Source organism: Pseudarthrobacter sp. AL07 (genome assembly GCF_029960665.1).
Classification (GTDB): Bacteria; Actinomycetota; Actinomycetes; order Actinomycetales; family Micrococcaceae; genus Arthrobacter.
The window spans coordinates 75,152-87,888 of sequence record NZ_JASBRB010000011.1 but is presented as its reverse complement, the minus strand read 5'-3'; the positions used below and the strand labels follow the sequence as shown (position 1 = coordinate 87,888).

Genomic DNA, 12,737 nt, shown 5'->3' with positions numbered 1-12,737 from the left:
AGTCGCCGGGAAGGGAGCCCGCCACGGGCGTGCTGCGGGACGGCTGGCGTCTTTAGGTATCAACTTCATATCAGGCTCATATCGTTCCCGTTGCAGTTGGGCCGGCAGCCGGGTTTCGGTCCTTTTGGCAGAACCGGCTATGCCATGCTGGAAATCACAGCCGTCCGGGGACCGGCTCACGGGGCCCAGGCCCACCATTTCACAGCCGGGAAAGGACAGGCCACGAGAGTGCCGGAAACCGCGATCGCCCTCACTGCCAGACGCGCCGCACCGCGTTTCCGTCCGCAACGCCTCCTGGGTCTGCTGCCAGCATTTCTCCTTCTCACCGGTTGCATCGCGGACCCCAGCCCGGAGCCTAACCTGACGGCAAATTCCAACCAGGCCGCCACCGGCTCACCCGGGGCGCCCTCCACCAGCGCGCCTCTGGAGACCACACAGTCTTCCAACAAGGCGCCCGTCTACTGGATTGGCCGAAGCAATAACAACGTGTTCCTGTACCGGGAGTTCCGGGACGTGCCGGAGCAGGAGAATCCTGTGACACGTGCCCTTCGGGCCATGATGTCGGAAAAGCCGCTGGACCCGGATTTCTTCACGCCCTGGCAGGATCCGGAGAAACTTGCCTCCTCCATCTCCGGCAAGAACGTCATTACCGTCGACGTCTCGGAGGATGCCTTTAACAGCAATCTCGACGCTGACATGGCCGGCCGCGCCATTCAGCAGCTGGTCTTTACCGCTACGGCAGCGGCCGCGAGTTCCGGCCTGATTGATTCCGGCCAGCAGATCCAGGTCAGGATCCTGGTGGATAGCCACACCGACTACGTTGCCTTCAACCACGTCCAGCTTGGCGACCCAATGTCCCGGGCTGCCGGAATGGTGGCGCCCGTTTGGATCATCGATCCGCAGGAAGGGACGGACCTGGCAGGCGGAAGCGTCAAGATCACCGGCCGCAGCACGGTTCCGGGCGGTAAGCTTCGCTGGCAGATCCTGCGGGCCGAAGCGAACGGGAACAAGACGCCCTACCTTACTGGGGAGACCACTGCAGCGGCCGAAGCGGCCCAGGCCGGAGTGTTCACGCTGGCGCTGAGCCTGTCCGCCGGGAACTATGAGCTCCGTGTTTCGCAGGTGGAGACGGCAGGCAGCAACCAGGAGCTGAATGTGGACACTCGGAACTTCGACGTCCGGTAGCAGCAGGCGGCCTCAGGATACCGGGGCTGTCCAGCGTCCCAGGACATCGCTCGCTAGGACAACCGCTGCCGGTCCGGCCGTGGATGACCTGAGGACGTGGTGGCCCAGGAGGGCCGTCACGGCCCCGGCGTCGCAAAGCCGGGTCACTTCGCGAGGACTGATTCCGCCTTCCGGGCCAACGATGAGCAGTATTTCGAGGGGTCGGGCGTCAGCCTGGGCGCCCTGCCATGATTCCAGGACAGACCGGAGCGGCCGGACCGCGTCTTCGTGCAGGATTACGGCCAGATCCGCTGCCGCCACTGCCGCTGCAAGGCCTGGCGTTTCGACGGCGGCGCGCACCTCGGGGATCCAGGCGCGGCGTGCCTGCTTGGCGGCCGCCGTGACCACGGACTGCCATTTTGCGTGGGCCTTGGCCGCACGCTCGCCCTTCCAGCGGACGATTGAGCGCTCGGACTGCCAGGGAATTACGGCATCGATCCCGAGTTCGGTTGCCGTTTCCACGGCCAGTTCGTCGCGGTCTCCCTTGGCGAGGGCCTGCACCAGCACGAGCCGGATGTCGTGCCGGTCCTCCACGGAGACGGCGGAGCATTCCACGGTAAGCTCTGCAGCCGACGCCGAGACAACAGTTCCCGTCAGCCGTTTTCCGGTGCCGTCAGCAATGTCCACGGCCTCTCCAGGAGATAGCCGTTTCACAGTCACGGCGTGGCGTGCCTCCGGCCCTTGGAGGACAAATCGGGCACCGGGCACCAGCTCGTCCAGCGACCCGGCAGCGCTGAAGAAAACGGGATTGCTCACCGCTACAGGTTACCGAAACGGTCCCGCAGCTTGGCAAAGACGCCGCCGCTGGCTGCCAGTTTGCCTTCCGTGAACTGCTCGCCCCGAAGCTTCGCCAGCTGCCGCAGGAGGTCCTCCTGCGCCGCATCCAGCTTGGCCGGCGTCTCAACCTGCAGATGGACCATCAGGTCCCCGCGGCCGTAACCGCGCAGGTGCGTCACGCCGAGCCCTCGGAGCGTGATGATTTCCCCTGACTGCGTGCCTGCCTTGACGTCGATCTCCTGCAGCCCGTCAAAGGTTTCCAGTGACAGTTCGGTGCCCAGGGCGGCGGCTGTCATCGGAATGTGCAGCGTTGCGTGCAGGTCGTCGCCGTCGCGGGCGTAGGTGGCGTCGTTGTTGACCCGTAGTTCCACGTAGAGGTCCCCGGATGGTCCTCCGGCCGGGCCTGCTTCGCCTTGCCCGGAGAGCTGGATCCGGGTGCCTGTGGCAACTCCGGCGGGCACCTTGATGGTGAGGGACCGCCGGCTGCGGATGCGGCCTTGGCCGCTGCATTCGTTGCAGGGGTCCTTGATGACCGTCCCGAAACCGTCGCAGCTGCCGCAGGGGGCCGCCGTCATGACCTGGCCCAGGATGGAGCGCACCGCGCGCTGGACCTGGCCGCTGCCGCCGCAGATGTCACAGCGGACAGGGTGGCTGCCTTCGCGGCAGCATGACCCGTCGCAGGTGGGGCAAGTGACCGCGGTGTCCACTTCGAGTTTCCGGTTGACGCCGAACACGGCATCCCGCAGTTCGATCCGGACACTGATTAGTGCGTCCTGGCCGCGGCGGACCCGGGACGCGGGGCCGGAGGAGCCGCCCGCGCCGAAGAACGTGTCGAAGATATCCTGGAACGCGAAGCCCTGGCCGGAGTATCCGCCGCCGCCGAAACCGTTGTCGGTGCCGTTCTCGTTGCCGGTGGTGTCATAGATCCGGCGCTTCTGCGGGTCCGAAAGTACCTCGTAGGCGTGGGTCACGGCCTTGAAGCGGTCCGAAGCATCATCCCCGGGGTTTACATCCGGGTGAAGAGTGCGGGCCAGCTTGCGGTAGGCCTTCTTGATCTCTTCCCCGGTGGCTTCCGGCGAGACTCCGAGGACGTCGTAGTGGCTGCTCAAAGTTCGTATCTCTTCCTTGTTGTACTGCCGGCAGGCGGGCTGCCGGCACTGCTCTTCGTGCCTGGACCGTAGTACTGTTACGGACCCAGAATTCTTGAAAGGTAACGGGCTACTGCCCTGACGGCGGCCATGGTGGTGGGATAATCCATCCGGGTGGGGCCCAGCACACCGATCTTGGCGGTGCTGTCCGGTCCGTAGCCCGTGGCCACCACGGAGGCTTCCGCGAGCCCGTCGTACGGGTTTTCACGCCCAATACTGACTGCCACTCCCCTCGGATCCTGCGCCATGTCGCTTAGGAGGCGCAGCAGGACAACCTGCTCCTCGAGGGCTTCGAGGACTGGTCCGATACTGAGCGGAAAATCCACATTGGAGCGGGCGAGGTTCGCTGTTCCGGCCATGACCATGCGTTCCTCGCGGGTGTTGTGGGCGAGCGTTTCCAGCCCGTGGGCCAACGCCTGGGCCGCCGCACGCTGGCCCGGGCTGACGGACGAAACGACCCCCGGCAGCGAGGGCGCCAGTCGGCTCAGCGAGATGCCCACGAGGGATCCGAGGAAGTGTGCCCGCAACGCCGCGACGGCGTCGTCGCCAAGGTCCTGGCCTACGTCGATCACACGCTGCTCTACCTTGCCGGTGGTGGCGATGAGGACCACGAGTACCTGCCGCGGCGCAAGCAGGACGAATTCGATGTGGCGGATGGTGGCGCGGCTCAGATGCGGATACTGCACGACGGCGACCTGGTTGGTCAGCTGCGACAGCATCCTGACGGTTCTGTCCAGGACGTCATCCAGATCGTCTGCACCCTCCAGCAGCGCCTGGATTGCCCGCCGTTCCGCCTGGGAAAGCGGCTTTACCGCTGAAATCTGGTCCACAAACAGCCGGTAGCCTTTGTCTGTGGGGATCCGTCCTGCGCTCGTGTGCGGGGCGGTGATCAGGCCGTCGTCTTCCAAAGCCGCCATGTCGTTGCGGATAGTGGCGCTGGACACGCCGAGGTGGTGGCGTTCCACGAGCGCTTTGGAACCCACTGGCTCGCGGGAGTGCACATAGTCCTCCACGATGGCGCGCAGTACTTCGAGTTTGCGCGGCTCGCTCATACTCCACCTCCATCCGTGATCGCTGCGGGGTTAGCACTCGACATGCCTAAGTGCTAACAGTCTAATATGAGTCACTCCGTTGTTAGCATTGGTACCGCTCCGGGCGAAATTCCGGGCCAGGATCTAGCGGCGAGGCGGAATCAATCCATGCAATACCAGAACTGGGGTCCGCAGGAGATCACAGCGCCCGTCAGGAGCGAACTTCCTGAAGTTCCCGTGGCGCGCGGCATGGTCCTTGAAGATGTCCAGTCCGGCTGGGTGGGAGCGGTGACCCGGGTGGAGAAGTCCGGCGGCATGCATGTGGTGGCCCTCGAAGACCGGCGAGGCAAGTCCCGGTCCTTCCGGCTCGGCTTCGGGTTCCTCCTGGAGGGGCAGCCCATCCGACTCGTTCCCCCGGCGCCCAGGCAGGCCGCCCCCGTGGTGGCCGGCCGGACGGCGTCCGGCTCAGTCCGCGTGGCCGGCCAGCGGGCCCAGGTGGCCAAGGCGAGCAGAATCTGGGTGGAAGGAAAGCACGACGCCGAACTGGTGGAGAAGGTCTGGGGTGACGATCTCCGCGTTGAGGGCATCGTCGTCGAACCTTTGCATGGCATTGATGACCTCGCCGGGGCGGTGGCCGCGTTCGGTCCCGGTCCCGGCCGCCGGCTGGGGGTCCTGGTGGACCACCTGGTGCCGGACTCGAAGGAGTGGCGCATCGCGGCTGCCGTGATGGCCTCCCCCGGCGCGGCGGGGAATGTCCTGATCGTCGGGCACCCTTACGTTGACGTGTGGCAGGCCATCCGGCCCGCTGTACTGGGCATCGAAGAATGGCCGGTGGTGCCCCGCGGGCAGGACTGGAAGACCGGCATCCTGGCAGCGTTCGGCTGGCCGCACTCCACGAAGGAAGATATCGGGCTTGGCTGGCAAAGGCTGCTGGGCGCAGTCCGCAGCTATGCGGACCTGGAGGCATCACTGCTCGGGCGGGTGGAGGAAGTCATCGACTTCCTGACAGCGCCTTAACCCCGGATCCGGCTCCGCGCGGCGGCATTTGGTGGCCGAACCAGTATTCTTGGTACTGCGGGCGCTGCAGTTGCTTTCAGTCCGGCACTCTCCAACCCAGCACCATTGCACTTTCGAAGGAAGAAAACCGTGGCACAAAACGCACGCGAGCACCGGGACGACCACGGCGGCCAAGGCCGTTCCGAGTACCAGGGCGTTCCGGCAAATGCGCTGCCGCTGACGGCCAGCGAAGACCGCCAGTGGGCCACGCTGGCGCACTTCGGCGGGATTCTCGGCTGTGTTCCGTCCCTGCTGATCTACCTGATTTTCCGTGAGCGCGGGCCGTTTACCGCCCAGGAATCCAAGGAAGCACTGAACTTCAGCCTGCCGCCCACCATTGCTGCGCTGGTGGCCAATGTCCTGGTGTTTATTCCGGTGGTGGGAAACATCTTCGCTGTCATCGCCACCCTGATCTGGATTGCCCTGACCTGCTTCTCGGTGGCCGCAGGCATCCATGTCAACAAGGGCCAGCCGCACCGCTACCAGTACAACCTGCGCTGGATCAAGTAGTCCCCACCACTGTTAGTCCGGCAGGATCCTGCGGACCACGGCGTCGGCCAGCAGGCGCCCCTTCAGGGTCAGAACCAGCGTGCCGTGGAAGGCTGCCGGCGGCTCCACCAGGCCGTCCGCGATGAGCCCGGCCACGGAATGCCGGCCGTGTTCGCCCAACGTTGACGTTGCCAGCCCCGACACGAGCCGGGCCTCAAGCATCACGCGCTCCACATCACGGGTTTCGGCGTCGAGCGTTTCGCGCCCGGCGGCCGGTGACAGCCCCTGCGCGAGCCGTCCGGCGTAGGCCGTGGGGTGCTTGACGTTCCACCACCGCACTCCGCCGACGTGTGAGTGTGCACCGGGTCCGATGCCCCACCAGTCGTCCCCCCGCCAGTACGCCAGGTTATGCCGGCATGCCTGCTCCGGCGTCCGGGACCAGTTGCTGACCTCATACCAGCTGAGGCCCGCTGCGCCGATCAGTTGGTCGGCGAGTTCGTACTTGTCGGCGTGGTCGTCGTCGTCGATTCCAGGGACTTCACCACGGCGGATCTGGGCGGCCAGCTTGGTGCCGTCCTCCACGATCAGCGCGTAGGCACTGATGTGGTCAGGCTGATAGGACAGCGCCGTCTCCAGGGAGAACCGCCAGTCCGCCAGGGACTCCCCCGGCGTCCCGTAGATAAGATCCAGGCTCACGGCCAGTCCGGCGTCCCGAGCCCACTGGACCACCTGCGGCACACGGCTGGGCGTGTGCGTGCGGTCCAGGACCTTTAGGACATGAGGAACCGCGGACTGCATGCCAAAGGACACCCGGGTGAAACCAGCGTCGGCCAGCACCTGCAGTGATGCAGGGGTGACCGAGTCCGGGTTTGCTTCGGTGGTCACTTCGGCGCCGGGTTCCAGGCCCCAGTGCCCGACGGCGGCAGTCAGGATCCGGGCGAGGTCTTCCGCGGGGAGCAGCGTAGGGGTGCCACCGCCGAAGAAGACTGTACTCAGCGGCCGGTCCGGCAGACCCGAGTCCCGCAGGGCGGTGGCCGCCAAGTCGACTTCGGACACAGCCGTGCTGGCGTAGGCGTCCTGCGACGCTCCGCCGCCCAGCTCGGTGGCCGTGTAGGTGTTGAAGTCGCAATATCCGCAGCGCACCGCGCAGAACGGGATATGCACGTACAGTCCGAAGGCCCGGTTTGCCGCACCGTCCACTGCCTGGGCGGGCAGCAGACCGTCCGACGGCGCCGGGTCGCCGAGCGGAAGGATGCTAGGCATTGCAGGGGCCTCCGGTGTTGCCGGCCACTGTGATCACTACTTCTTGGCCTTGTCCTTGGACTCGTCAGTGGTCAACGCAGCGATAAAGGCTTCCTGGGGAACCTCAACACGGCCCACCATCTTCATGCGCTTTTTGCCTTCCTTCTGCTTCTCCAGCAGCTTGCGCTTACGGGAAATGTCGCCGCCGTAGCACTTGGCCAGAACGTCCTTGCGGATGGCGCGGATGCTTTCCCGGGCGATGATCCTGGAGCCGATGGCAGCCTGGATGGGTACTTCGAACTGCTGGCGGGGAATAAGCTCGCGCAATTTGCCGGTCATCATCACACCGTAGGCATAAGCCTTCTCGCGGTGTGTGATGGCGGAGAAGGCATCCACCTGTTCGCCCTGGAGCATGATGTCCACCTTGACCAGGTCGGCCACCTGCTCGCCGTCAGCCTTCCAGTCGAGCGAGCCGTAGCCCCGGGTCTTGGATTTGAGGATGTCAAAGAAATCGAACACGATCTCAGCGAGCGGCAACCGGTACCGGATTTCGACCCTGTCCTCGGACAGGTAGTCCATGCCGCCGATAACACCGCGGCGGCTCTGGCAAAGTTCCATGATGGCGCCCACGAACTCATTCGGAGCAAGGATGGTGGCGGCCACCATCGGCTCGCGGACCTCGGCGATCTTGCCGGAGGGATATTCGCTGGGGTTGGTCACGTGGACCACCTTCTTGTCCTCCAGCGTTACCTCGTACTCCACGTTGGGGGCAGTGGAGATCAGGTCCAGATTGTATTCTCGTTCGAGCCGCTCCCTGGTGATTTCCAGGTGGAGCAGGCCGAGGAAGCCCACCCGGAAGCCGAATCCCAGCGCGGCGGACGTTTCCGGCTCATAGACCAGTGCGGCGTCGTTAAGCATCAGTTTCTCCAGCGCATCGCGGAGCACCGGATAGTCCGTGCCGTCCAGCGGATACAGGCCTGAGAAGACCATCGGCTTGGCATCGGCGTAGCCGGGAAGGGAGGCAGTGGCAGGCTTGGCCAGGTTGGTGACGGTGTCGCCCACTTTGGACAGGCGGACGTCCTTCACCCCGGTGATGAGGTAGCCCACTTCGCCCACGCCGAGGCCTTTGGAAGGGGTGGGCTCCGGGGAACTCACCCCGATTTCCAGGAGTTCGTGGGTGGCCCGGGTGGACATCATCTGGATACGTTCACGGGGGTGCAGCATGCCGTCAACCACACGGACGTAGGTGACCACACCGCGGTAGGTATCGTAGACGGAGTCGAAAATCATGGCACGCGCTGGGGCGGTCGGGTCCCCCACAGGGGCCGGCAGGTCGCGGACGATCTTGTCCAGCAGGACCTCGACGCCCATACCGGTCTTGCCGGAAACGCGGAGCACGTCGTCGGGGTCGCCGCCGATCAGGCTGGCCAGTTCGGCCGCGTACTTCTCGGGCTGGGCTGCCGGGAGGTCTATCTTGTTCAGCACCGGGATGATGGTGAGGTTGTTTTCCATGGCCAGGTAGAGGTTCGCGAGAGTCTGCGCCTCGATGCCCTGCGCCGCGTCAACGAGCAGAACGGCCCCTTCGCAGGCGGCCAACGAACGGGACACCTCGTAGGTGAAGTCCACGTGACCGGGCGTATCGATCATGTTCAGGGCATAGCTGGTCCCATCGAGCTCCCAGGGCATGCGGACCGCTTGGGACTTGATGGTGATGCCGCGTTCGCGCTCAATGTCCATTCGATCCAGGTACTGGGCCTTCATGTCGCGGGACTTAACCACCCCGGTGAACTGCAGCATGCGGTCAGCCAGGGTGGATTTACCGTGGTCAATGTGCGCGATGATGCAGAAATTCCGAATGATGGCCGGATCAGTCGCGGCGGGCACCGGGGCGGTGCGGGCCATGGGAGACACGCAGGGTCCTTACTGTTGACATTCGTGCGACCGCCGCCAGGACGCACCGAAGGCATCCTGCGGCTGGACCGCACATTTGGAACCTCCAGTCTCCCACGTCCGGGCGCATCGTATTGCATCCAGGTCAAACCGGCCCCGGGGGGCCCGGCGATAGTGTTGGCCCATGACTTTCAACCTCCGCTCCTTGGCCAATGCCGTCCGGATCTCCGTCAGGGTCCTGCAGAACCTTCGTCCCGGCCCAACCCAACTTGTGGGAACGGACACGCCCGCCATCTATCCTGGCGACTTTGGCGGCACGGCTGCCATACGGTACGCCCCGCAGCCCGACGGCAGTCCCGACCCCGGCGAGATCGTGTGGACCTGGGTACCGTACGAAGAGGACCACAGCCGGGGCAAAGACCGCCCTGTTCTGCTGGTAGGCACGAGCGGCCGGTACTTGCTGGGAGTGATGCTCACCAGCAAGGACCACGACCATACCGGCAACGGTTCCGGAGACTACGTGGACATCGGGACCGGCAGCTGGGACCGCCAGCGGCGGCCCAGCGAGGCCAACCTGGGACGGATCCTGCAGATCAGACCGGACGCCATCCGGCGCGAAGGTGCTGTCCTGGACCGGAAACGCTTCGACCTGGTGGCCGCAGGCATCCGGCGCCGACACGGCTGGAAGTAACCCGCCAAATGGCCAGTCTGCGGGGGGTCTGCTACTCTGTATAGCTGTGTGTCCGTGCAGGTCGACGGCCACTCATGGTTGGTCGCCATAGGTATCCCCACGCCGCTCAGTCAATGGCCAATCTGAAAGCCCTCTAGACCATTTCCGCATTAAAAAGAGAGTTCACACGTGGCTAATATCAAGTCCCAGAAGAAGCGCATCCTTACCAACGAGAAGGCCCGCCTGCGCAACAACGCAGTCAAGTCTGAGCTGAAGACGGCCATCCGCGCCGTCAACACCGCCGTTGAGTCCACCGACAAGGATGCAGCTGCCGCTGCTCTGCTTGTTGCCGGCCGTAAGCTGGACAAGGCTGTCAGCAAGGGTGTTCTGCACAAGAACAACGCAGCAAACCGCAAGTCGGCCATCTCCAAGAAGGTCAACGCGCTGTAAGGTTTCCAGTTCACCTGAACTGATGATTGTGGCCGGCACCCGATGGGTGCCGGCCACACATCTTTAAGTTACCAGCCGCTACGTCAGCGTTACGTACGCAGCCGCAGTCAACTGGAATCAGTGTCCGCGCACAGAGGTTGCAATGACGGTCACGGCATGTTCAACGGCATAGACGGGATCACGCGAAAGACCTTTGACCTGTGCATCGGCCTCGGCGGTCGCCTGGATGGAGCGGACCAGGCCTTCCGGGGTCCACCGGCGCACATCGCGCTGAGCCTGCTCCACGAGCCACGGCTGCATGCCCAAGTCCCGGGCGATCTGCGCCGGGGACCCCTGGGCGCCGGCAACTTTAGCCACCGTCCGCAGCTTGGCCGCCAGCGCCGCCACCAGCGGAACCGGATCGGCTCCGGTGGCAAGCGCGTGGCGAAGGATGGAGAGAGCTACTGGCCCGTTTCCTGCCATCGCAGCGTCCGCGACCTTGAACGCCGAAGCCTCAATCCGGCCGCCGTAGTAGCGGTCCACCATGTCCGGGGTCACTGCCCCCGTGGCATCCGCGATCAGCTGGCTGCACGCCGCCGCGAGTTCCGAAAGGTTGGCACCAACGGCGTTCACCAGCGTCTGTACGGCGTCGGAGCTGATCTTGCGTCCGGCTGCCCTGAATTCAGTCGACACGAAAGTTGCCTTATCCGCGTCTTTCTTCAGGGGCTGGCAGTCCACCACCGGCCAACCGCCCGCTTTGATAGCATCGAGGAGCTTCTTGCCCCGGACTCCCCCGGCGTGGCGCAGGACGAGCACCGCGTCCGGTTCCGGGCGGGACAGGTAGGTCAGCGCGTCGGCCAGGAAAGCATCGTTCATGCCTTCTACCCCTTCGACTTCGATCAGCTTGCGCTCACCGAAGAGTGAGGGGCTGACATTCATCGCGAGGGTTCCGGCTTCGTAGGCGCCGGCTGCGAGGCGGCTGACCTCCACGTCAGGGAACGCCGTTCGCACCTGGGCGCGGAGATGGTCCATGGCCCGGATGCCGAGGTATTCCTCCGGTCCGCCCACGAGGACGATTTCGGCTGGCGTCACGTCCCGCCAGGTGGCCGTGTTGGACGCCGGAGTCCTGGTTCGAGTGGTCTGGGCTGCGGCCATGGTGGATTCCTCCCGGAAATTCTGGTGCGGTGTCTAAGCCTGCCACGCTGGGCCGCAGCCGCCAAGCCGGGGGCACGATGGCATGGCCAACGTCGGCCTGGCCGACACCGGGACACCGCGGCCCCCAGATGCCGTTCCAATAGGTCCAACACGGATTCGGTTCGGGCGTGCAGTACCCGGACCCCCCGGAACACCTGCCGCGGCCTGACGGATAGCCACACAATGGCAAACGTCAGCCCGGAGAGCAGCACCATGGTCAGGAGTCCGAATGGTCCTTCGGGCCAGGGCAGCGCAGCCCCCGGCAACCCGGCCGTGAACCGTGCGGTCCCAGCCACCCCGGCACTGAAAGTCCCGGCCACCGCGATCAGCACTATGGCCAGCCACGGTGCGGCAACCACCAGCGGGACAGCGGCCGTTCCCAGCAACGTCACCGGCGCCACCAGCGGGGCAGCCATCAGGTTCGCAAGCAGTGAATACGTCGAGAACTGGGGCTGCAGAAGCACAATCACCGGACCGCACAGCAACTGCGCGGACAGCGGGACGGCCCAAGCCGCAGCCGCCCAGCGCGGAATCACCGCCGGAGTCCACTCAATCATCCGCCGTCCCAAAACGATGATGCCCAGAGTCGCGAGCACAGACAACAGAAAGCCAAAGCTGGTACCGAGACCGGGATCGATCAACAACAGACCCATCACAGCGAGGCAGAGGAAACTGAGTCCGCGGCCCATACGACCCCCTGCCAACGACGCAACTGCGATTGAACCCATCAACGCAGCGCGCAGCACGCTGGCATCCGGGCCCACCAGCACCACAAACAATCCCAGCCCGGTCAAAGCCAGCCCTGCCGCCGGGAGCCGGGGCAGGCGAAGGCTGCGTGCAGCGATCAGCAGCGCACCCAGGACCAGGCTGCAGTTGGCTCCGCTGACCGCGGTCAGGTGGGTCATGCCCACAGTTTTCATCGCCGCATTGAGCCCTTCGTCGAGGGCGCTGGTATCTCCGGTGACCATACCCGGGAGAAGACCAGCCGGATCGGCGGCAAGGAAGGACGCCGCGAAGACGTACCGGACGCGCAGGTCCTTCGCAACGAGCTGCCAGACCGGGGCATCGGCATCGTCGACTGCGGCGCTGCTGACGGTCCCGGAACCGGCACGGGGTGGCAGGGAAGCCGACAGGACAGCGGTTTCCTGCTGGCCTGCGTCCGGTGGCTCCAGCTTGCCGGCCGTCCGGACCACCTGCCCGGGCACCAAGTCTCCCCAGCCCTTGCCGCCCATGACCACCACTGGGGCACGGGTGCGGATGACCTGGCTGCTGACGGTAATCTCCTCTGTCTGCGCCGTCACCGACCACCGTGCAGGCGGCCCCGAAGTTCCCGGGACGGTCAAGGCACGCGGGGATCCGGTGACTTCCAGGATGGCCACCACCGAGTTCCCGGTCGCGACAGCTTCGGCAAACGGCCCGTCGTGGCGTTGTGAGGAGGAGACGGCCGAATGGGCAGCGGCGGTCGCGGCCAGCAGCAAGGCAACCGCGGTGGTCATCAGAAAGCTCCGCCGGCCTGCCACCAGCGCCCTGCCTCGCAAGCCCCGGGTCAACAGGCACGTGGCCAATAGCACCAACCCGCAGCAGAGT

The 12,737-nt window shown here is 65.2% G+C and carries 12 protein-coding genes; 5 read left to right on the top strand and 7 right to left on the bottom strand.

Annotated elements, in window-relative coordinates; genetic code table 11:
* The first annotated feature begins 144 nt into the window (after nt 1-144).
* Nucleotides 145-1,185, top strand: coding sequence for a GerMN domain-containing protein (locus tag QK290_RS11065; protein WP_282330708.1), 1,041 nt, complete (start codon nt 145-147; stop codon nt 1,183-1,185).
* A gap of 12 nt (nt 1,186-1,197) precedes the next feature.
* Here the strand turns inward: QK290_RS11065 and QK290_RS11060 are convergent, their stop codons facing one another.
* From QK290_RS11060 to hrcA, 3 genes are all read right to left on the bottom strand, one after another.
* On the bottom strand, nt 1,198-1,980 hold the full coding sequence (locus tag QK290_RS11060) for a 16S rRNA (uracil(1498)-N(3))-methyltransferase (RefSeq protein WP_282330707.1): 783 nt from the start codon (nt 1,978-1,980) through the stop codon (nt 1,198-1,200).
* A gap of 2 nt (nt 1,981-1,982) precedes the next feature.
* Nucleotides 1,983-3,110: a molecular chaperone DnaJ gene (gene dnaJ, locus QK290_RS11055; protein ID WP_282330706.1), complete on the bottom strand. Its 1,128-nt coding sequence runs from the start codon at nt 3,108-3,110 to the stop codon at nt 1,983-1,985.
* Between the two features lie 77 nt (nt 3,111-3,187).
* Nucleotides 3,188-4,201: a heat-inducible transcriptional repressor HrcA gene (gene hrcA, locus QK290_RS11050; protein ID WP_282330705.1), complete on the bottom strand. Its 1,014-nt coding sequence runs from the start codon at nt 4,199-4,201 to the stop codon at nt 3,188-3,190.
* Nucleotides 4,202-4,348: 147 nt separating this feature from the next.
* Between hrcA and QK290_RS11045 the strand changes: the two genes are divergently transcribed.
* Both QK290_RS11045 and QK290_RS11040 read left to right on the top strand, forming a co-directional pair.
* Complete coding sequence (locus QK290_RS11045; RefSeq protein ID WP_282330704.1) at nt 4,349-5,197, top strand: DUF3097 domain-containing protein; 849 nt, start codon at nt 4,349-4,351, stop codon at nt 5,195-5,197.
* Nucleotides 5,198-5,326: 129 nt separating this feature from the next.
* Nucleotides 5,327-5,746: a DUF4870 domain-containing protein gene (locus QK290_RS11040; RefSeq protein ID WP_185260611.1), complete on the top strand. Its 420-nt coding sequence runs from the start codon at nt 5,327-5,329 to the stop codon at nt 5,744-5,746.
* Between the two features lie 12 nt (nt 5,747-5,758).
* Here the strand turns inward: QK290_RS11040 and hemW are convergent, their stop codons facing one another.
* Together hemW and lepA are read right to left on the bottom strand one after the other, a co-directional pair.
* A complete protein-coding gene (hemW, locus tag QK290_RS11035) occupies nt 5,759-6,988 on the bottom strand; it encodes a radical SAM family heme chaperone HemW (RefSeq protein WP_282330703.1) in 1,230 nt (409 codons plus the stop codon).
* 36 nt (nt 6,989-7,024) lie between these two features.
* Nucleotides 7,025-8,878, bottom strand: coding sequence for a translation elongation factor 4 (lepA, locus tag QK290_RS11030; protein WP_282330702.1), 1,854 nt, complete (start codon nt 8,876-8,878; stop codon nt 7,025-7,027).
* A gap of 163 nt (nt 8,879-9,041) precedes the next feature.
* On the opposite strand from lepA, the gene QK290_RS11025 reads away from it, so the two are divergent.
* Both QK290_RS11025 and rpsT read left to right on the top strand, forming a co-directional pair.
* Nucleotides 9,042-9,548, top strand: coding sequence for a type II toxin-antitoxin system PemK/MazF family toxin (locus tag QK290_RS11025; RefSeq protein ID WP_282330701.1), 507 nt, complete (start codon nt 9,042-9,044; stop codon nt 9,546-9,548).
* A gap of 168 nt (nt 9,549-9,716) precedes the next feature.
* Nucleotides 9,717-9,977 (top strand): 30S ribosomal protein S20, encoded by a 261-nt coding sequence (rpsT, locus tag QK290_RS11020; protein ID WP_056340153.1) that lies wholly within the window; start codon nt 9,717-9,719, stop codon nt 9,975-9,977.
* Between the two features lie 117 nt (nt 9,978-10,094).
* Here the strand turns inward: rpsT and holA are convergent, their stop codons facing one another.
* Nucleotides 10,095-11,111 (bottom strand): DNA polymerase III subunit delta, encoded by a 1,017-nt coding sequence (gene holA / locus QK290_RS11015; protein WP_282330700.1) that lies wholly within the window; start codon nt 11,109-11,111, stop codon nt 10,095-10,097.
* Nucleotides 11,045-12,646 (bottom strand): ComEC/Rec2 family competence protein, encoded by a 1,602-nt coding sequence (locus QK290_RS11010; RefSeq protein WP_282330699.1) that lies wholly within the window; start codon nt 12,644-12,646, stop codon nt 11,045-11,047. The genes holA and QK290_RS11010 overlap by 67 nt, the downstream gene beginning before the upstream one ends.
* Nucleotides 12,647-12,737: the final 91 nt, after the last annotated feature.

Bases quoted from the DNA above. Each gene is read 5' to 3' on its own strand.
- QK290_RS11065 (WP_282330708.1), top strand. From the start codon at position 145: ATGCTGGAAATCACAGCCGTCCGGGGACCGGCTCACGGGGCCCAGGCC.
- hrcA (WP_282330705.1), bottom strand. From the start codon at position 4,201: ATGAGCGAGCCGCGCAAACTCGAAGTACTGCGCGCCATCGTGGAGGAC.
- QK290_RS11045 (WP_282330704.1), top strand. From the start codon at position 4,349: ATGCAATACCAGAACTGGGGTCCGCAGGAGATCACAGCGCCCGTCAGG.
- QK290_RS11010 (WP_282330699.1), bottom strand. From the start codon at position 12,646: ATGACCACCGCGGTTGCCTTGCTGCTGGCCGCGACCGCCGCTGCCCAT.
- hemW (WP_282330703.1), bottom strand. From the start codon at position 6,988: ATGCCTAGCATCCTTCCGCTCGGCGACCCGGCGCCGTCGGACGGTCTG.
- QK290_RS11025 (WP_282330701.1), top strand. From the start codon at position 9,042: ATGACTTTCAACCTCCGCTCCTTGGCCAATGCCGTCCGGATCTCCGTC.
- holA (WP_282330700.1), bottom strand. From the start codon at position 11,111: ATGGCCGCAGCCCAGACCACTCGAACCAGGACTCCGGCGTCCAACACG.